Genomic DNA, 19976 nt, shown 5'->3' with positions numbered 1-19976 from the left:
GTCCCAAAGAACAGTTGATTTCGGACACGCCGCGCGGGAGCCCTCGATGATCGCCGCCCTGATCCGCCTCTGCATCCAAAAGCGCCTGGCCGCGGTCCTGCTGACCGTGATCGTCGCCGCCTACGGCCTCCAGGCTTACTTCCACACCCCGATCGAGGCCTACCCGGACGTCACCAACGTCCAGGTCAACGTGGTCGCGCAGCTGTCGGGCGCGGCGCCGGAGGAGATCGAGCGGCAGGTGACGATCCCGCTCGAGCGGGCGCTGAACGGCACGCCGGACATGATCCAGATGCGCAGCGAGAGCCTGTTCGGGCTCTCGATCCTCTGGCTGGTGTTCGACGACGAGGCCGACGCCTTCAAGGCGCGCACGCGGGTCGCCGAGCGCCTGCTCAACGCCGAGCTGCCCCACGGCGCCGAGGTGAGGCTCGCGCCCGACGCCACCCCGCTCGGCAAGGTCTACTACTACCGCCTCAAGAGCGACCGTCACTCGCTCTACGACATCCGCTCCGAGCAGGAGTGGACCGTCACCCGCGTCCTCAAGCAGGTCCCCGGCGTCGCCGACGTCGTCGGCATGGGCGGCTACCTCAAGGAGCTGCACGTCGAGGTCGACCCCCAGCGCATGGCCGCCTACGGCCTCACGCTGTCCGACATCACCCACGCGCTCGAGGAGTCGAACCAGACCGTCGGCGGCGGCTTCAAGCGCAACGGCGACCAGCAGCTGGTCATCCGCGGCATCGGCTACCTGCGCACGCCCAAGGACGTCGAGGACGTCGTGCTCGAGAGCGAGGGCGGCACCCCCGTCACCGTCGGCGACGTCGCCCGCGTGATCCAGGCCTACACCCCGCGCCAGGGCACCGTCGGCTTCAACGAGGAGCGCGACATCGTCGAGGGCATCGTCCTCCTGCGCCGCGGCGAGAACCCCGACACCGTCCTCACCGCTCTCCACCGCAAGGTCGACGAGCTCAACGGCGGCCTCCTGCCCGACGGCATGACGCTCGAGCCGATGTACGACCGCAGCACCCTGACCGGTCACACGCTCGACACCGTCAACCACAACCTCGTCCACGGCTTCCTGCTGATCCTCGGCGTGGTGTGGCTGTTCCTCCGCAGCGTGCGCGGCTCCCTGATCGTCGCCGCGGTCATCCCGCTGTCGCTCCTGACCGCGTTCACCGGCCTGTACCTGCTCGGCCTGCCGGCCAACCTGATCTCGATGGGCGCGATCGACTTCGGCATCCTCGTCGACGGCGCCGTCGTCCTCGTCGAGAACGTCATCCACGAGATGCGGCTGCACAAGCCGACCAGCAAGCGCGAGGTCCTGAGCCTGGTCGCCAGCTCGGCGATCGACGTCGCCCGGCCCACCTTCTACGCCATGGCGATCATCATCGCCGCGCTGATCCCGGTGTTCACGCTCGAGAGCGTCGAGGGCCGGATCTTCCGCCCGCTGGCGCTGACCTACAGCTTCGCCCTGATCGGCGCGCTGGTGTTCGCGCTGACGGTCGTGCCGGCGCTGTTGGCCCTCGCGCTGCGGCCGAAGGACGCCGAGCTGCGCGACCCCAAGTTCCTGCTGGTGCTGCGCGACGGCTACAGCCGCGTCTTGCAGGCCGCCCTGCGTGCGCGGGTGGTCGCCCTCGCCGTCGCCGCCGCCCTGCTGACCGCCGGCGCGCTGGTGATCCCGCGGATCGGCACCGAGTTCCTGCCCGAGCTCGACGAGGGCGACCTCTACATCTTCGTCGAGATGCCGCCGTCGGTCTCGCTCGAGAGCGGCCAGAACATCCTCGCCGAGGTGCGCCGCAAGATTCGCGAGTTCCCCGAGGTCATCGGCACCCCCTCCGAGCAGGGCCGCCCCGAGGACGGCCTCGACAACGAGGGCATGAACATGGCCAAGGTGTTCGCCCGCCTCGCCCCCAAGGACCAGTGGCGCCCCGGCCTGACCAAGAAGAAGCTCATCGACGACATGCGCGCCAGCCTGTCGCAGATCCCCGGCGTCGGCTTCAACTTCTCGCAGCCGATCAAGGACAGCGTCGAGGAGGCCGTCAGCGGCGTGCGCGGCAAGATCGTCGTCAAGGTGTTCGGCACCGACCTGACGGCCATGCGCGAGACGCTGATGCGCGTCATCGACACCATCGAGGACGTGCCCGGCGTGGTCGACCTCGGCCTCTACCGCGACTCCTCGGTGCCGCAGCTGCAGATCGTGCTCGACCGGGCGGCGCTGGCCCGCAGCGGCATCAGCGTCGCCACCGCCGACAGCGTGATCGAGACCGCCATGGCCGGCCACGTCGTCACCAACATGTTCCAGGACGAGCGCATCGTCCCCGTGCGCGTGCGCCTGCCCGCGGTCGAGAAGGCCGACGTCACCCACATCGGCGAGATCCTCGTGCCCTCGCCCGCCGGCGCGCGGATCCCCCTGCGCGAGCTCGCCGACATCCAGATCGCCAGCGGCCGCGCCTCCGTCATCCGCGAGGCCAACCGCCGCTACCTCGCCCTCAAGTTCAACGTCGAGGGCCGCGACATGGGCTCGACCGTGAAGGACGCGATGAAGGCCGTCGACGCCCAGGTCACCGTCCCCGAGGGTCAGAACCTGACCTGGGGCGGCGAGTTCGAGAACCAGCAGCGGGCCATGGGGCGGCTCAAGGTCATCGTCCCGATCGCCCTGCTGATCGTCCTCGGCCTGCTCTACGGCGCCCTGCAGTCGGGGGTCAGCGCCGTGCTGGTGATGCTGTGCGTCCCGTTCGCCCTGACCGGCGGGATCTTCGCCTTGTGGTTCACCGGCATCGCCCTGTCGGTCAGCGCCGCCGTCGGCTTCATCGCCCTGCTCGGCCAGGTGTCGCTGGCCGGCCTGCTCGTCGTCAGCGCCATCGACCGCCTGAAGGGCGAGGGCGTCGGCGCCTTGCGGGCCGTCATCGACGGCGCCACCTCCCGCTTCCGCGCGCTCTTGATGACGGCGCTGCTGGCGATGCTGGGCCTCATGCCGATGGCCATTTCGACCGGCATGGGCAGCGAGACGCAGAAGCCGTTCGCGGTGGTGATCATCGGCGGGATGGTCACCACCCTTTTTGTGGCTCTCTTCATTCTCCCGGTGATCTGCAGCTTTCTCACACGAAAGGCGGCCCCCGCCCCGGACGACGAGGATATGCTCCCGGGCCGAGGACACCCTTGAACGCCCCGCTCACGGCCCTTACAGCGTTCTTCGTGGCGATCCAGCTCCAGGCGTTCGGCGTGCCCAACCCGCGGGGCCCGGTGCCGCCGGTGCAGCCGCAACCCCGCCCGCCGGTCAAGCTGACGCCGCCGAAGACCACGCCGCCGCAGAAGAGCGCGCCGCCGCCGTCGGTGCGGACGACGACGCACGCGGCCCCGATCCCGCCGCGGCTGCCGACGCAGGTCGAGACGGAGACCGCGCCCGCGAGCCCTCCCGGTGAGATCCCGCCGCTGCCGCCGACGATCGTCAAGCGCTACCGGCCGGCGCCCGACCAGGTCACGCTGCCGCAGCTGTTCGAGCTGCTGAAGTCCCGCAGCCCGCGCTATCAGGCGGCGCAGGCGGAGATCGACGTCGCCGAGTCGGAGGCCAAGGCGGCGCGGGTGTTGCCGAATCCGATCCTCAACTTCGCGATCCTCTACCTCAACAGCGGCTTCAACCAGAACGGCGTCGGCACGTACTACGCCAACCTCACCTTCCCGGTGCTGATCGCCGGCCAGCGGCGCATGCGGATGAAGGCCGCCAACGCCGGCGTCGAGGTCGCCAAGGGCACCCTCGAGAACGAGTTCGAGACCCTCGCCGTCGAGGCGCGCAACCTGTTCGTCGAGCTGCAGGCCGACCAGGCCCGGCTGACCCTGCTCGACAACGTGCTCGCCGAGCTCGAGCAGCTGCAGACCCTGGTCGAGGCCCGCCGCGGCGCCGGCGTGCAGAGCAAGTACGACCAGGTGTGGGCCACCATCGACCGCTCGTCGTGGCGGACCCGCCGGGCCGAGCTCGCCTCCGAGACCGACGACACCGCCGGGCGGCTCGCCGTCCTCGCCGGCGACCCGATGTGGCAGCCCGAGGCCGTCGGCGAGTTCAGGCCGCTGGGCCTCGCGCCCGACTTCGAGCGCACCTGGCCCGACGCCTTGCGGGCGCGCCCGGACATCGACCTCGCGCGGCGGCAGGAGGCGTTCGCCAACCGCAACATCGACATGGCCAAGCGCGAGGCCTGGCCGGTGCCCTCGATCACCGCCGGCACCGTCGTCATCCAGAACTACTTCAGCGCCTCGACCTCGGTCGGCATCACCGTCCCGATCCCGATGTTCGACTGGGGTCAGGGCCTCTTGGCCCGCGCCCGCGCCGCCAGCAAGCGGGCCCAGCTCGACAAGGACGCGACCGTCGCCGAGGCCCGCGCCGAGCTGGCCCGGGCGGTGCGGCGGCTCGGCAACCAGCGGGCCATCCTCGATGACTACGAGCGCGACGTCTCGTCTCAGTTCACGGAGCTGCGCAGGATGTCGGAGGACGCCTTCCGCAGCGGGCAGGTCGAGTTCCGCGACCTCGCCGACGCGATCAAGGCCCGCGTCGAGCTCGAGCTGACCCACGTCGACCTGATCGAGTCCGTCATGCTCGCCGAGGTCGCCGTGCTGGCCGCGTCCGGCCGGATCGAGGCCACGGAGGGGTTCTGATGGACCGCGCCGCGACCGAGAGATTGCCCCGATCTCTCGCGTCGGGGGCGGCTGCGCTGGCGCTGGTCGCGGCCGCGGCCGGCTGCGGCAAGGGCATCTGGTACGAGTTCACCGAGGGCTTCAAGTACGTCGAGCCGTTCGACCACATCGACCTCGACGTCGACCGCGGCAGCCTGACCTTCGTCGCCTGGCCGCGGCCGGACGCGACGATGAAGCGCCACACCTCCGGCTTCGACAAGCAGTTCGGCCCCGCCGAGGCCGGCGTGGAGGACGGCGTGCTGGTGATCACCGCCGCCTGCAAGACCGACGACCGCTGCTGGTACGATCACATGCTCGAGTTCCCGACCGGCGTCAGCGTGGCGCTGCGCATGCAGCTCGGCTACGTCGAGATCGGCTACGTCGACCGCGAGCTCACCGCCGAGATCGACGAGGGCGGCTTCGCCGGCGTGCAGCTGGCCGGCCCCGTCGTCGATGTGTCCCTCGGGACAGGTGACATCGACGTCGAGCTGGTCGCCCGGCCCGAGCGCGTGACCCTGCGGTCGACCGCCGGCGACATCGCCCTCGTCGTCCCCACCGGCAGCTACCGCTGCGAATTCGCCGCCCCGAAGGCTCCGGCCGTCGACGGCATCACCTGCGACCCCGCCGCCGACGCCGTCCTCGACGTCACCGTCGACGACGGCGCGCTCACCGTCACCGGCGCCTGACCATGCCCGCCCGTCGCCCCCTCGGCCTCGCCCTCGCGCTCCCGCTGCTGCTCGGGCTCGGCTTCAAGCCCGGCACCTGCGGCAGCATCCTCGACTACAACGAGATCGACATCGTGCTCGAGCCGGTCACCAAGCTGAGCGTGTTTCTCGAGCGCGGCACCTTCAAGACGATCACCTTCGCCCGCAACGGCGTGCGGATCTGGGAGCACGTGTTCGGCTTCCAGGTCAGCCTGGGCCGCCAGGAGCACTGGGTCGAGGGCGACACCCTGTTCGCCCACTTCGACTGTCGCGAGGAGACCGACTGCCTCGACGACATGAACTTCGAGCTGCCGCTCGGCACGGCGATCGAGCTCGACGCGACCGAGGCCGACGTCGACATCGGCGCCCCGGACGCCGACGTCACGGTGGCGGTCGAGATCGGCGAGGTCCTCATCCACGAGATCGCCGGCCCGAACACCACCGTCGAGGTCGGCGAGGGCGGCGCGACCCTGACCTTCGCGACCGTCCCGACCGCGGTGGTCGTGACCGTCGACGACGGCCCGGTCGACCTCGACCTGCCCGCCGGCCCGTACCGCTGCGACTTCACCGTGGAGGACGGCGAACAGACCCTCGACGGCGTCACCTGCGACGACGCCGCCGCCGCCAGCCTCACCGTCCACATCACCAGCGGCGACCTCACGGTCCACGCCAGCTGAGCGCCCGGCCCAAACTTCCAGCGGGGCACCGCCTCGACCTGACCCGAGAGACAGCCCCCCGCGCCGACCCCGGAGACAACCTCATGACCCGCCTCGCCTGCAGCGTCTCCCTCGCCGCCCTCGTCCTCGGCCTCGCCGCTCCGGCCCACGCCCGCGCGCCGCTCCTGCTGCAGGACGGCGACGACGGCCTCGAGCGCCTCTCGCCCGGTCTGCCCGCGCTGCTGACCGGCGCTCCCGGCCTGGTCGATCGGGCCGCCCCGCCGGCCGCCCGCGCGCTCGCCGGCGCCGACGACGGCGCGCTGCTGGCCGCCGACGACCGCAGCCTCACCCTCTTCGCCGCCGACGGCCGGGCCCGCTGGAGCGCCCCGCTGCCGGGCGCCCCGCAGGCGCTGGTCGCCGCCGACCCCGGCCGCGCCCTCGTCCTCGTCGACGGCCGCGTCCTGGCGATCGCCGACGGCCTGGTCGAACAGACATGGTCCTTGGGACATGGCACATGGACCAGCCTCGCCTTCGACCCGACGCGCCGGTTCGCGCTCGCTGGCGGCCACGGCGACGCGATCGCCTGCGACTCGCCGCTGACCGTCGCCCGCGTGGTCGCCACCGACCTCGCGGGCGCGCCGCAGTGGCAGGCCTACGGCGAGGCCCACGCGGCGATCCGCTGGACCCGCTGCGAGGCGCTGACGAGCACCCGCGTGGTCGCGCTCGCGCAGGCCGGCGGCGACCTCCTGGTGGCCGCCGCCATCGACGCGGCCGGCGACGACCTGTTCCGCCACGAGCCGAACGGCGCCCCCACGCGCCTGGCCGTGTTCGACAGCGCCACCGACCCCGACAGCGCCAGCGGCCCGCACGCCTGGTACGCGCGCCTCGGCGGCGACGACGGCCGGCACCTGCTCGGCCAGTACCTGCTCGCGCCCGAGGGCGCCGCCGAGCTGCAGCCCACGGCGATCGCCGCCGACCGCTTCGGCGCGGTCTACCTCGCCGGCGTGGTCCGCTCGCACCCCGCCGAGGACGAGGCCCCGCCGCCCGGCGCCGGCGAGCTGGCCTTCGTGCACGCGGTGGCGCCTGACCTTTCGGCCAGGTCGCTGTGGTGGACCTTCGCCCCCGCCGTCGACCTCCCGACCGCTCGCGTCGACCTGCTCGTCGGCGCCGACCAGGCCCTCGCCGTCGCCCGCACCGACGCCGGCTCCACCGCCGGCGTGCGCTGGCAGCCCGCGCTGGACCTCAGCGACGCCGTCCAGTGGGTCGGCAAGAAGGAAGACCGCCCGCACCCCGACACGATGGAGCTGTTCGGCTACGAGTCCGGCGCCTCGGCCTCGAGCGACGACTGCTTCTGCAGCACCGAGCCGCGCCCGCTCTCGGCCGCGTCCCTGCTCGGCGTCCTCGCCCTCGCGGGCCTCCGCCGCCGCCGCCGCTGACGCGGCCCCGCGAGCTCGGCGGCCCGCGCTGCGAGGCGGGACCACCCAGCGCTCGCCGGCGCTCCGCTCAGTGCGCCGGGACCGGCTGCCCGCCGCGCCAGACGCCGCCGGTGCGGCCGATCCGGCGCACGCGGAAGGCCAGGAAGATCAGCGCGAAGCCGACGAACAGCGCCCACACGCCGATGTACACCATCATCGCCAGCGCGCCGGCCCCTGGCATCGTCATCATCAGGACGCCGAACAGCACGCCGGCGAGGCCGCTGAGGGCCAGCCACCATTCGCCCTCGATCTCCTTGCGCAGGCGGATCGCCATGACGATGCGGAGCACCCCGGTGATGACCGCGAACGCGGCGATGTACATCAGCAGCACCAGCGTCGTGATGCCCGGCACGCGCAGCGCGAGGAGACCGAACGCCACCCCGCACAGGCCCTCGAGCAGCATCAGCCACCAGTGCTCGTTCTCCTTGCGGCCGGCGAACGCGCCGCCGATGAGGAACGCGCCGTCGATCAGCACGAACACCGCGAACCACAGCGTCAGCGCCGTCAGGGTGATGCCGGGAGCGGCCAGCGCCAGACAGCCGAACAGCAGCGCCACGATGCCGCGCAAGAGCAGCGACCACCACGCGGTCGAGAGCGATTCACAGAGCATGGGACCCTTCCTTCGGCCATGTACTTGACGCAATCCCGCACCCCGTCCAGCGGACCCGGCCACGATTCGCGCCCGCGCCCCGCCCCGCTACCCAGTTGCGCCCGTCGAATCCGCGGACCCATCCGTCGCCCGACCGGCAGCCCCGACCGTCGCCCCGCCGGCGAATCGGCCGGCGCGGCCGTCCTTCGTCGCTCGCCGGCGAACAGCAGCCTCGCCCGTCCCTTCGGGCGAAATCAGCGGCCCCGACCGTTCCCCTGCGAATCCGCGGACCCGGCCTTCGTGTGCCCGCATACCCTGTCGCCGCTCCACGCGCCGCGGACCGCCCGGCTGCCGCTGCCGGTCTCTCATTGCTCGATCTCAAGTTCTTTTGATGCGAGATCGCCGGCCGATGCGTCTCGCTCACTGCGGATTGATCACCTCGAGCCGCGTTCCGCCGGGGTAGGCGTACGACGTCACCTCCGTGTAGCCGACGTTGACGATCCCGAACGGCTGGGCGCTCTCGGCCAGGTGGGCCCCCTCGGCGATCGGCCAGTCGGCCACCTCGAAGCCGCCCACGGCGTAGTAGCCGCCGACCGGCGCCCCGTCGACGAGCACCTCGGCTCCCCCCCTGGTGCGGACGATCTGCGCGAAGTGTTGTGAATAGCCGGTGCCGGTGGCGAACGCGTAGCGCGCCAAGAATTGCTCGACCGGGATCGCCTGCACCATCGCCGGGTCGCCGGTGCCGCTGCCGCCGTCCTGGCTCTCGAGGTATTGCACCGGCAGGAACGGCTTGTCGCCGGAGAAGATCACGCTGGTGCCGTTCGCCACCACCAGCTCCTGCCATTCGCCGCGGTTCAGCAGCAGCGGCGTGCCCGGCAGCGCCGGCTCGGTCTTCACAGTCGTCCCGTCCGCGCCGCCGTAGACGCGCCAGTAGTGCTTCTCCTTGCCGCGGACGGGCGAGTGGGCGCCGACGTACTGCAGGCCCCAGTAGGCCAGCGGCAGCATCTGCTCCTCGACGTGATCGCAGTACGACACCTGCTTGCTCGGCACGTTGGCGCACTCGTTGGCGCCGACCACCCAGATCGGCCGGTCGGCGCTGACGATCGTCCCGGACAGGTCGCCGGCCGGCCCGGGCGCGATCACCTGCAGCGTGTCGAAGCGGTTCATCACCACCTTCCCCGTCTGCCCGGCGAACACCTGCGGCACCCCGGCGCCCGCGCTGGTGGTCACCGGCGGCGTCCACGTCACCGTCGTGCCGTCGGCGATCGCGATCACGTTGAAGTAGCTCGGCGAGCCCTCCTGCGTCTGCCGGTACGACGCGATCACGTAGCTCGCCTGCAGCGCGTGCTCGGGGAACAGCATCGACGCGTCGTTGGTCGCCTCCGCCCCGATCGGCGAGTGCAGGTACGCCACCACCGGCACGTCGCTCTCGATCCGGTACGACCCGCCGACCCGCAGCGCCGACACCTTGTCGATCGGCGGGTTCGACAGCGTGAACGTGTGCGTCGCCCCCGGCGCGATCGTCACCGCCGCCCCCTGCGGCAGTTCGACGTTCTGCCCGGTCGGCGCCAGGTACAGCTGCACGTTCGCGGTCGCGCTCGCGTGCGTGTTGCCGACCACCAGCGAGTCGTTCTCCTCGTCGTAAAAATTGTCCATGCGGTTGGCGAAGAACGAGCAGCCGACGGTGCTCGGCGTCGACTCGAGCAGGTCACACAGCGAGAAGCACGTGTCGGCCACGCAGGTCCCGCCCGCGCCGCAGGCGGTCGGCCCGTCGTAGCCGCTGCCGTGGGCGTTGCACTGCAGGTAGTGCTCGTCGTCGACGCACTTCGTGCTGCCGGGCTGGCACACCGGGGCCGCGCAGACCCCGTCGACGCAGGTCTCGCCCGGCCCGCACGGCTCCGGCGCGAGCGACACGCAGTCGGCCTGGCACACCAGGACCTGCGCCCCCTCGCACGCGTCCGCGACGCCCGGCGTGCAGTTGCAGGCCAGGTCGCCGGTGGTGGTCGTCGTCTCCGAATGTGTCGTCGCGCCGCCGGTCGGTTCGGCCGTCGTCGCGCTCGGGGTCGTCGCGGTCACCTCGTCGATCGTCACCGTCGACCCGGTCGCAGGCGGCGCCGACGTCGTCCCCGACGCGCTCCCCGCGGGCACGTCGTTGCAGGCGGCGAGCAGGCACAGCAGCGAGGGACCGGCGAAACGTGGACGGAGCATCACGCGCGAAGTTCGCCAAAACTCATTGCCGGTGCAACTCGGGCCCCGCCTTGTTGCTAGCGGAACCACCTTCGGCGGCCCCGGCCGGGTGCGCCCGACTCACACCCCGCGCAGCGTCACCGCGCCGGTCTCGACGGTGATGTCGAGCACCGCAGTCGCCGCCTCGTCGCAGGTGATGCCCTCGAGCTTCGCCGCCGGCGCGACCTCGCAGCGGTAGGGCCCGGCCGGCAGCGTCAGCGTCACGTCGCCGGTGCCGACCGCGATCGTCACCTGCTCGGGGGTCGCCGCGAACTCGATCGCCACGTCACCTGTCTCATAAGACAGGTCGACGATCGGCGCCGCGATCGCCCAGCCGATGAAGCGGCCGACCCCGACCTCGGCGTGGATCTCCGCGTCGAACTCGCTGAGCTCGATGTAGCCGTCGCGGAACGTGAAGCTGAGGGACGTCCCGGGCGGCGCCTCGATCATGTGGTCGTACCAGCACTCGTGGGCGATCGCGCAATGGCCGGTGAGCTGCATCTCGTCGCCCTCGACCGCGTGGCCGAATTCGCCGACGCCCGCCTCGAAGCCCGACGTGTGGCGCTTGATGTAGACCGACGGCCGCGGGTACATCGTCCCGGTGATGCTGCCGTGGTGGACGTCGAACGCGACCCGCGTCACCGGCTCGAAGAACTGCAGGTTCTCGGTCTGCTCGATGTAGACCCCGCAGCGATTGGTCGCCATCAGCAGCGGCGCCGCGGCGAGCAGGGCGAGCAGACGGACCGGGGCAGCGCGGGAGGGCATCGCCGAGTACTCGTCGCTAGAAGCGGAGGACCAGCCCCCCGCCGCCGAACTGGGGGATGCCGCGCCGGGCGTAGCGCGGCTCGAACAGCGCCCGGGCCCGCTGGTCGCGCGCGTACTGCTTGCGGGCCACCACCCCGAACGCGATCGCGGTGACCACCAGGCCCACGCCGACGCCGAGGAACGTGCCCGAGTACGCGTTCATCACGTGCACGGTCTGGTCGTTGCCGACGTTGGTGTTGGCGAGGATCACCAGCACCGTCGACGCGATCGTCATGCCGCCGCCGATCACCCCGAGGCTCATCGACGCCGGCAGCAGCTTGCGCCGCCGCTGCTCCTGCCTGGCCGCCCGCGTCGCGTCGGCGTGGGCCGCCTGCAGCTCGCGCATCGTCTCGTCGTCCTTCGCCGGGTCGGGCTTCAGCGCCAGCACGTGCTCGAGGTCGTTGGCCCGCAGCGCGTGGAACGCCGCGCCCGGGCCGTACTTGTGGGCCAGCCGTCCGGCCACGTCGGCCCGCAGCTGATAGGCCTTCACGTTCGACGTGTCGAGCGCGATCACCTCGCTCAGCGCCTGCATCGCCGCCTCGTCCTCGCCGGCCTTCACCTGCTGCTGGGCCTCTTCGAGCACCGTCGGCGCCGGCGGCTCGGCGCGGGCGGACAGCGGCGCGAGGGCGACGCAGGGGGCGAGGACCGCGCCGCACACGCGCGTCGTCCAGGCCGAGCGACTCTCCAGGCGAGGCATGGCAGGATGATAGGAACGGCGTGCTGGCGAGGGCAAGTGAAGCCCTGAACATGTCCCGCCGCGCATTTCCCCGCAGGGGTCAGAAAAATCACGCTTCGCCGGTTCGCGCACGGACTGTCCCGAAGGTCAGGCGGACACGCGACCGGCGGCATCGTCGACCTGCAACGGGGCGGCGGTGGCGGCGACGATGGCCTCGACGGTCACTCCCGGCGCGCGCTCGACCAGGCGCAGTCCGCCCTCGTCGACCGCGATCACCCCGAGGTCTGTGATCACGAGGTCGACGCAGCGCATCGCGGTGAGCGGCAGGGAGCAGCGGCGGACCAGCTTCGAGCCGCCGTCGCGGTCGGTGTGTGTCATGACCGCGATCACCTTGCGCGCGCCGGTCGCGAGGTCCATCGCCCCGCCGATCCCCGCCACCTTTTGGCCCGGCACCATCCAGTTGGCGAGGTCGCCGTTCTCGGCGACCTGCATCGCCCCGAGCACCGCGACATCGACGTGGCCGCCGCGGATCATCGCGAAGCTGAGCGCCGAGTCGAACGCCGACCCGCCGGGCACGATCGTCACCGTCTGTTTGCCGGCGTTGATCACCTGCGCGTCGACCTCGTCGTCGTACGGGAACGGGCCCATCCCCAGCAGCCCGTTCTCCGAGTGCAGCAAGATCCCCGAGTCGGGCGGCAAGTAGTTGGGGATCAGCGTCGGGATCCCGATCCCCAGGTTGACCACGCTGCCCGGGCTCAGCTCCCGGGCCGCTCGCGCGGCCATGTCTTCGCGGCTCCACGGCATGGCGGCCGGATTTTGGCCGGGGAGCGCCGGCGAGGCAATCCGCAGCCGGCGCGTTTACGCACCTCGCGGTCACGACCCGGCAACCGCTCCACATTGCCCCCGCCGGCGAATTGCGGGCACCCTTCGCGGGCATGCGCGTCGTCCTCCTCGCGCTCGCGCCCCTCCTCGCCTGCGCGCGCCTCGGCGGCCCGCGCGACGACGGCGAAGAGCGCGAGGTCCGCGTCGCCGGCGAGCCGCTCACCCCCGAGCAGCAGGCCCGCCTCCTCGACCACGCGCGCGCCGGCGGCCTGCTCTGGTGGCGCCTGCCCGGCGAGGGCGGCTTCCGCTGCGAGCCCTGGCGGCTCGTCCCCGACCCCGGCGACCCCGAGCGCGGCCGCCTCGTCCTGGTCCCGCCCACGGCTGTCCCTGAGGACATGTCTCTTCCGCCACGACTACCTGTCCCCGAGGACAAGCCCGAAGGCGCCGACCCGAGCGGCGCCGCCCGCCCCTCACCTGTCCCCGCGGACATCCTCGGGGCCGCGCCGCCTTCTCGCCCCCCCGCCGTCCTCGCAGCCGCCTCTGCCCCGACTGTCCGCCCCGCCGCTCTGCTCGCCTGGCCGCTCGTTCCACCTGCCCCGTCGGACAGCCAGGGCGTCTCGCAACCTGCCCCTTCGGACCGCCAAGACCTCGCGCCTGCCCCTGCTCCGACAGACATGTCCCTCGGGACACCCACCCTGAGGTTCGGCTATCGCCTGGCCGAAGGCCACCTCACCCTCACCGCCCCCGAGCACGAGCGCCCGGTCGCTGCCCCGCCGGGCACGCAAAAGGCGGTCGGTCGCGCCTTGACGTGTGTCTTCACCGGCGTCGCCCTCGGCGCCCCGGCCGGCGCCGCGCGGCGGCTGATCCTCGCCGCCCGCGAGCGCTTCTTCTTCAGCGAGGAGGCCTGCGCCGGCGCCGGCTTCGCCGACGATCCGCCCGGCCCCGACGAGCTCCGCACTCTCGGCTGCGCCGGCGCCCTCGCCGATCCGGCCACGCGGGCGCGCCTCGAGCATCCGCCCCCGGGCGACGCCCCGAACGCCGCCGCCCGGCTCCACCGCGCCCGCGCGGTGCATCACCTCCGCCGCGGCAGCGACGGCGCCCTCGTCTGCGACGTCTGGCGCAACCGGCCCGAGCGAACCCCCGGCCACGGCCGCCTCGAGCACCGCGGCCGCGACGAGCGCGGCCGCTTCGTCCGCACCTACGCCTACGACGTCGGCCCCGGCTACATCACCCTGCAGGGCCCCGCCGAGTTCCGCCGGGTCCGCCTCGACGACCAGCGGACCGACGTCGTCCGCGCCAGCAGCTGCCTCGTCACCCGCGGCGTCGCCGGCGTCGACAAGAGCGCCCTCGACCTCGGCGGCGAGCGCTGGTACCTGTCCCGCAGCGCCTGCGACGCCGCCCGCCTCGCCGGCGCCCCCGCGCCCACCGGCGCCGCCCCGCTCCTCGTGTCCGGCTGCGAGTGAAATCATCACCTGTCCCGAAGCACAGGTGACGCGGTCCCACCTCTGTGACCGCCGCCGCACTCGCATGCCCTCGAGGACATGTCGCCTCGTCCGCCTGCGCGCCCGCGGCGGCGCGCGCGACGGCGTCCCTGGGTCCCACCAGCCCCGGCATCGCGCGGCAGCCGGCCCGGCGACCTGTCCCGAAGTTTATGTGATCACCCTCGCAGTCCCGGCGCACTCGCGCCCCTGGAAACTGGCCCACAACGGCCGTACGAGGGCGAAGGAGCGCGGGCGCCGTGGCGCCGGCGGCGCGGGTCCGACCCGGACAGGCGTTCGGGTTGCTCCTCCGACTTGATGATTTTTTGGTGCGCCAGATCGCGGATGGCCGCGGAGCCCGCTGCGCCGGCGGTCGCACCGCGACGGACTTCGCTGCCGATCCTCGGGACCCGGCCGTGCCTGCCCCGAAGGACAGCTGCACCATGATCACCCGCGCTATCGACATCGGCATGGACGTCTCGCTGCCGGAAGACCTGGCGGATCTGTGCACTACCCGGCGCACCTTGAGCCCTGCGGAGCGCGAGTTGTTCGGCACCCCCGCCGACTCGCTCGGTCGCTACTCTTTGCTCGGCAAGCTCGGGAGCGGCAGCATGGGCGTCGTCTATCGGGCCTACGACCCCCGGCTGCAGCGGCCCGTGGCCGTCAAGGTCCTCTATCCGACCGGCAAGAAGACCGCCCATCTCGTCTCGGTCGGCGACGCCCGGCTCCTGCGCGAGGCCCAGGCGATCGCTCGCCTCTCCCACCCCAACATCGTCGGAGTCCACGACGTCGGCGTCGTCGGGGACCGCGTCTTTCTCACCATGGAGTTCGTCGAGGGCCCGACCCTGCGTCAGTTCTGCGACACGCCGCGCACCTGGCGGGAGGTGCTCCCGCTGCTGATCCAGGCCGGGCGCGGCTTGGCGGCGGCGCACCGCGGCGGCGTCATCCACCGCGACATCAAGCCCGACAACATCCTCGTCGGCGACGACGGTCGCGTCCGCGTCGTCGACTTCAGCGTCGCCCGGCCGCAGGGCTTCAGCGCCGAGACCCTGATCGGCAAGTTCCGCCTCACCGACACCGAGACCAACGTCCTCGTCGGCACGCCCGCGTACATGGCCCCCGAGCAGCTGCGCGCCGCCCCGGCGTGCGCCCGCTCCGACCAGTTCGCCTTCTGCGTCACCGCCTACGAGTGTCTGTTCGGCGAGCGGCCGTTCGCGGGCCCGACCCTGCGCACCCTGATCGACAACGTCCTCGCCGGCCCGCCGACCCAGCCGCCGCCCTTCACCCAGCAGATCCCCCGCGCCCTCTATCAATGCATCGTCCGCGGCCTCGCCCTCGACGCCGACGATCGCTGGCCCGACATGGACGTCCTCGTCGCCCACCTCGAGAGCCTCGCCGCCCGCGGCCAGCGCCGCTCCTCCCTGATGCTCGCCGCCTCCCTCGGCGCCGCCGCGGCCCTCACCGTCGGCGCGGTCGCGGCCCACTACACCGGCACCAGCTGTTCGCACACCGAGCTCGCCGCCCACATCGGCACCCGCTGACCCGCGGGCCCGTCCGCGGCTTCCCCCGAGGACATGTCGCACAGGACATGTAATTCTCGGCGCCGTCGCGGCCCACTACACCGGCACCAGCTGTTCGCACACCGAGCTCGCCGCACACATCGGCGCCCGCTGACCCGCGGGCCCGTCCGCAGCTTCCCCCGAGGACATGTCGCACAGGACATGTAATTCTCGGCGCCGTCGCGGCCCACTGCACCGGCACCGGCTGTTCGCACGCCGAGCTCGCCGCCCACATCGGCACCGCCGATCCGCGGGCCCGTCCGCGGCTTCCCCCGAGGACATGTCGCACAGGACATGTAATTCTCGGCGCCGTCGCGGCCCACTACACCGGCACCGGCTGTTCGCGCACCGAGCTCGCCGCCCACATCGGCACCGCCGATCCGCAAGTCATTAGCGAACGTCTTTCAGGACATGTCTCATTCGCCATGTCCTTTCGGACCTCCTCCCCGCCACGCGCTCACTCGCGCCAGATCGGCTGCGTCCACGCCTTGCGGCCGTCGGCCCCGCGCACGCGCGCCCGCAGGTACGGCCCGGGCGTCTCGGCCAGAGTCATCGTCGCGCGCGGGCCCGGGGCCGTGCGCAGCACCTCGCCGCCGGCCCCGACGAACTCGATCGTCACCCCCGCCTGCGCCGCCTCGACTGTCAGCGCGCCGTCCTCGCGCGACACCGAGTTCAGCAGCAAGCCCGTCGACGCGTAGAACTCGCCGGCCAGCAGGGCCGCGCGGATCGCCGGGACATCGCGGGTCGCGTGCACCACCACGAACCCGCGGTCGCCGGTGTACGCGGTCTCGCCGCGGGCAGTCACCGCCGGCGCGTCGTCGTAGTGATGCGCGTCGTCGGTGGCGACCGCGAACAGCCGCGCCCCGTTCGTCAGCGCCGCGTCCCACAGCGCCTCCGTCGACGGGTGCTTGGCGTCGCCGGCGTTGTTGGAGTCGATCGCCTCGTTGGCCAGCTCGAACAGCCGCAGCCCCGACGCCGACAGCGTCGTCAGCAGCCCCGCGTCGGCCGCGTAGTGGAAGTTCGGGTGGTTCAGCATCGCCACCCCCTCGAGCTCCTCGCTCGCCCGCAGCGCCCGCGCGAACAGCTCGTCGCGCCGCGGCGAGCTCGCCGGCGGGAACGAGAACCGCCCCGCCCGCGACTCGGCGACGAACAGCGCGTTGACGTGCAGCAGGCAGGACAGCCCCGGCTCGGGCGGCGGCTCACACTGCTCGACGTTCTGCGTCAGCTCGATCCCCGGCGCCACCAGCATCCGCCCCGCGCGCTCCGGCGCGGTCACGAAGTTGTGGTCGGTCACCACCGCGAAGTCGAACCCGTGCGTCTCGTACCACCGCAGCGCCGCCGCGGCCGGCGTCTCGCTGTCGCCCGAGTTGCTGGTGTGCAGGTGTAGCTGCCCCTTCAGCCATGTCTTCTCGACCATGACCTCGGGGACATCTTCCTCCGCAACCTCCGCCACGACCGGCTGGGCCGGCGCCTCCGGCCGGCTGCAGGCCAGCCAACAGGCCGCCGAGCCGACGAGCGCGCGTGTGCGACCGGACCTCCGCACCTGGACCATCTTGCCAGGTTCTCGCCGCGGACGACACCGGCGGAAAACTTCGGCCGACCACGTTGTCAGCGCCGGGCCTCGGGCCCTACCCTGACGCGATGCATCGCCCCCACAGCTTGATACCGTCCGCGCTCGGCCTGCTGAGCCTGGTGAGCGCTTGCGGCCTCCCGCCCGGCGCCGACACCGAGACTGCCAGCGACGGCTCGACCGCGACCACGACCGACACGACCTCCGGCGGTCCGACCGAGACCACCGCCGTCGATCCGACCACGACCTCGACCACCGACACCGGCGTCACCACCCTCGACCCGCCGACCGGCACCACCACCACGACCACCACCACGGGCACCAGCACCACCATGCCCGACTGCCTCGCCGAATGCGGTGACGGCGTCGTCGAGTGCGACGAGGCGTGCGACGCCGGCCCCGACAACAACGACATCGAGCCGGGCGCCTGCCGCACCGACTGCACCGCCGCCGGCTGCGGCGACGGCGTCGTCGACCTCCTCCTCGCCGAGCAGTGCGACGACGGCAACCCCGACGACGGCGACGGCTGCAGCGCCACCTGCCAGGTCGAGGTCGGGGCCGCCTGCGGCGACGGCGTGCTCGACCTCGACCAGGGCGAGGAGTGCGACGACGCCAACGCCGACCCCGAGGACGGCTGCGGCGCGAACTGCCAGCTCGAGCCCCCCGGCGACGGCTGCGGCGACGGGCTCGTGAACGCGGTGCTCGACGTCTGCGACGACGGCAACCTCGCCAACGGCGACGCCTGCAACCCGACCTGCAACCTCGCCAACACCACCTCGCTGTTCGTCGGCACCCAGGGCAACCTCGGGCTCAAGGACGGCATCGGCAGCGACGCGCGGATCTCCGGCACCGGCGGCCTCGCCGTCGACCTCACCCATCTCTACCTCGCGGACGCCCAGAACAACTGCATCCGCCGCATCGACATCGAGTCCGCCGCCGTCGAGACCATCGCCGGCTCCAACACCGGCGTGAGCGGCTACGCCGACGCCGCCGACGGCCTCGACGCCCGCTTCGCCAGCGTCGACGCCATCGCCACCGACGGCAAGACCCTGTGGGTCAGCGACGGCATGAACAAGCTCCTGCGCGCCGTCAGCCTGACCCCGCCGTTCGCCGTCACCACCGTCGCCGGCGACGGCACGACCGGCGTCGCCGACGGCATCGGCACCGCCGCCACCTTCGACGACAACCGCGGCCTCACCTACTACGCCGGCCACGTCTACATGGTCGACGCCAGCGCCGCGGTGTTGCGCCGCTTCGACCCCGTCACCCAGGAGGTCGTCACCCTCGCCGGCCTCGCGTACGAGAACGGCAGCGCCGACGGCGTCGGCGAGGAGGCGCGCTTCACCAGCCCGCGCGACCTGACCTCCGACAACAGCGGCATGCTCTACCTCGCCGACACCAACGGCTTTGCGATCCGCAGCTTCAACACCGTCACCGGCCACGTCGGCACCTTCGCCGGCACCGGCAGCGCCGGCTACGTCGACGGCGTCGGCACGGGCGCCGCGATCCACCGCCCGCGCGGCCTCGCCAGCGACGGCGCCAGCCTCTACTTCGGCGAGTTCGGCCAGCACACCGTCCGCCAGGGCATCTTCGCCACCCGGGAGGTCTCGACCAACGCGGGCCAGCACTGCGACGGCGTGACGCCGTGCCCCGGCGACTACATCGAGGGCACCGGCGTCGAGGCGCGCTTCAACGCCCCGTTCGCGCTCGCCTATCACTACCCGAGCAAGTCGCTGTTCGTGCTCGACAGCGCCAACCGGGTCATCCGCCGCGTCGAGTGATCACTCGACCGAGTCGAGGAACTCGTCGACCAGCTGGTTGAACAGCGCCGGGCGCTCCCAGTAGATCGAGTGCCCGGTCTCCGGCACCTTGATAAAGCGGCCGCCGACCAGCATGCGCGCCAGGTGGGCCACCGAGTCCGGCGCGCACACGAAGTCCTCGTCGGACGTCATGCACAGCGTCGGCACCTCGAAGCCCTCGAGGTCGCGCGCGGTCACCGTCCGCATCCCCAGCAGGACGTCGCGGATCGCCCGCTTGTCCGCGCCGCCGAGGATGTCCATCCCGCGGTAGAGCTCGTGCATCGCCGGCTGGTCGCGCACCATCCGCTCGCCGGCGGCCGGGTGCACCCCCTTCATGAACGCCGCGGTCGCCCGCCCGCGCAGCCGGTTGATCGCCGCGTCGATCTCCGGCGTCGTCACCTGTCCCGTCGTACAGGCCATCACCAGCGCCCGCACCTTCTCCGGCCGCCGCAGCGCGTAGCCGAGGCAGCTCCACCCGCCCATCGACTGCCCCACCAGCCGCACGTCGTCCACGTGCAGGTGCTGCAGCAGCGCGTCGAGGTCGTCGACGAACCTCCGCGGCCCCTGTCCCGACCCATCGCGCGACGGCGCGAACCCCCGGTGCGAGAACACCACGCAGCTGAACCGCTTGCGAAAGTGCGGCACCTGCTGCCACCACGACAAAAACCCGCCCCCGAGCCCGTGGGCGAACACGAGCGGCGGCCCGCTGCCGTGCACCTCATAATAAAGCTCGCCGTCGGGCAGGTTCAGCAGCGCCATGAAGCCACCCTATCGCGCCCCGCCCCGCCGCGAAAGCCCGCGCCCGCGGGCGTCGGGCCCGCGCACATCCTCGCAGCCCGCATCACCCGGCGCGCCCCTCGCGGCCCCGCCGCCGGCCTCCGCGCGCGTCTGTCTCTCGGGGCATCTCCCTGTGTTCGCAGATGTCCCGAAGGACACGTGTGCCGCCTCGCTCCTGGTCG

General features: G+C 72.3%; 15 protein-coding genes. 8 read left to right on the top strand and 7 right to left on the bottom strand.

The window, feature by feature from the left end; all coding sequences use genetic code 11:
• Positions 1 to 46: 46 nt before the first annotated feature.
• The 5 genes from O0S08_RS04995 to O0S08_RS04975 all read left to right on the top strand — a co-directional run bounded on the left by O0S08_RS04995 (position 47) and on the right by O0S08_RS04975 (position 7455).
• Positions 47 to 3157: an efflux RND transporter permease subunit gene (locus O0S08_RS04995; protein WP_269037838.1), complete on the top strand. Its 3111-nt coding sequence runs from the start codon at positions 47 to 49 to the stop codon at positions 3155 to 3157.
• On the top strand, positions 3154 to 4641 hold the full coding sequence (locus tag O0S08_RS04990) for a TolC family protein (protein ID WP_269037837.1): 1488 nt from the start codon (positions 3154 to 3156) through the stop codon (positions 4639 to 4641). Before O0S08_RS04995 ends, O0S08_RS04990 begins: the two co-directional genes overlap by 4 nt.
• Entirely contained in the window at positions 4641 to 5345 is a 705-nt protein-coding gene (locus O0S08_RS04985; RefSeq protein WP_269037836.1) for a DUF4097 family beta strand repeat-containing protein, read from the top strand. Before O0S08_RS04990 ends, O0S08_RS04985 begins: the two co-directional genes overlap by 1 nt.
• A 2-nt stretch (positions 5346 to 5347) precedes the next feature.
• Entirely contained in the window at positions 5348 to 6040 is a 693-nt protein-coding gene (locus O0S08_RS04980; RefSeq protein WP_269037835.1) for a hypothetical protein, read from the top strand.
• Between the two features lie 83 nt (positions 6041 to 6123).
• On the top strand, positions 6124 to 7455 hold the full coding sequence (locus tag O0S08_RS04975; RefSeq protein WP_269037834.1) for a hypothetical protein: 1332 nt from the start codon (positions 6124 to 6126) through the stop codon (positions 7453 to 7455).
• A 67-nt stretch (positions 7456 to 7522) separates the two neighbouring features.
• Here O0S08_RS04975 and O0S08_RS04970 read toward each other — a convergent pair whose 3' ends face one another.
• The 5 genes from O0S08_RS04970 to O0S08_RS04950 form a co-directional block, all read right to left on the bottom strand.
• Entirely contained in the window at positions 7523 to 8104 is a 582-nt protein-coding gene (locus tag O0S08_RS04970; protein WP_269037833.1) for an HdeD family acid-resistance protein, read from the bottom strand.
• 399 nt (positions 8105 to 8503) lie between these two features.
• Positions 8504 to 10291 (bottom strand): IgGFc-binding protein, encoded by a 1788-nt coding sequence (locus O0S08_RS04965; protein WP_269037832.1) that lies wholly within the window; start codon positions 10289 to 10291, stop codon positions 8504 to 8506.
• 99 nt (positions 10292 to 10390) lie between these two features.
• A complete protein-coding gene (locus O0S08_RS04960) occupies positions 10391 to 11074 on the bottom strand; it encodes a hypothetical protein (protein ID WP_269037831.1) in 684 nt (227 codons plus the stop codon).
• 16 nt (positions 11075 to 11090) lie between these two features.
• Positions 11091 to 11810 carry a hypothetical protein gene (locus tag O0S08_RS04955; RefSeq protein ID WP_269037830.1) on the bottom strand — a complete coding sequence of 240 codons (720 nt, stop codon included), beginning with the start codon at positions 11808 to 11810 and terminating at the stop codon, positions 11091 to 11093.
• A 126-nt stretch (positions 11811 to 11936) separates the two neighbouring features.
• Entirely contained in the window at positions 11937 to 12593 is a 657-nt protein-coding gene (locus O0S08_RS04950) for a 3-oxoacid CoA-transferase subunit B (RefSeq protein ID WP_269037829.1), read from the bottom strand.
• A gap of 131 nt (positions 12594 to 12724) precedes the next feature.
• Between O0S08_RS04950 and O0S08_RS04945 the strand changes: the two genes are divergently transcribed.
• Both O0S08_RS04945 and O0S08_RS04940 read left to right on the top strand, forming a co-directional pair.
• Entirely contained in the window at positions 12725 to 14074 is a 1350-nt protein-coding gene (locus O0S08_RS04945) for a hypothetical protein (protein WP_269037828.1), read from the top strand.
• 458 nt (positions 14075 to 14532) lie between these two features.
• Positions 14533 to 15630, top strand: coding sequence for a serine/threonine-protein kinase (locus tag O0S08_RS04940; protein ID WP_269037827.1), 1098 nt, complete (start codon positions 14533 to 14535; stop codon positions 15628 to 15630).
• A 475-nt stretch (positions 15631 to 16105) separates the two neighbouring features.
• Here O0S08_RS04940 and O0S08_RS04935 read toward each other — a convergent pair whose 3' ends face one another.
• On the bottom strand, positions 16106 to 17200 hold the full coding sequence (locus O0S08_RS04935; protein ID WP_269037826.1) for a CehA/McbA family metallohydrolase: 1095 nt from the start codon (positions 17198 to 17200) through the stop codon (positions 16106 to 16108).
• An 89-nt stretch (positions 17201 to 17289) separates the two neighbouring features.
• Between O0S08_RS04935 and O0S08_RS04930 the strand changes: the two genes are divergently transcribed.
• Positions 17290 to 18999, top strand: coding sequence for a hypothetical protein (locus O0S08_RS04930; RefSeq protein WP_269037825.1), 1710 nt, complete (start codon positions 17290 to 17292; stop codon positions 18997 to 18999).
• Here the strand turns inward: O0S08_RS04930 and O0S08_RS04925 are convergent, their stop codons facing one another.
• Complete coding sequence (locus O0S08_RS04925) at positions 19000 to 19776, bottom strand: alpha/beta fold hydrolase (RefSeq protein ID WP_269037824.1); 777 nt, start codon at positions 19774 to 19776, stop codon at positions 19000 to 19002.
• Between the last annotated feature and the right edge of the window lie 200 nt (positions 19777 to 19976).

It is taken from the genome of Nannocystis punicea (assembly GCF_026965555.1).
Classification (GTDB): Bacteria; Myxococcota_A; Polyangia; order Nannocystales; family Nannocystaceae; genus Nannocystis; species Nannocystis punicea.
The sequence above is the reverse complement of the archived record's forward strand: the minus strand, read 5'-3'. Positions and strand labels throughout refer to the sequence as shown.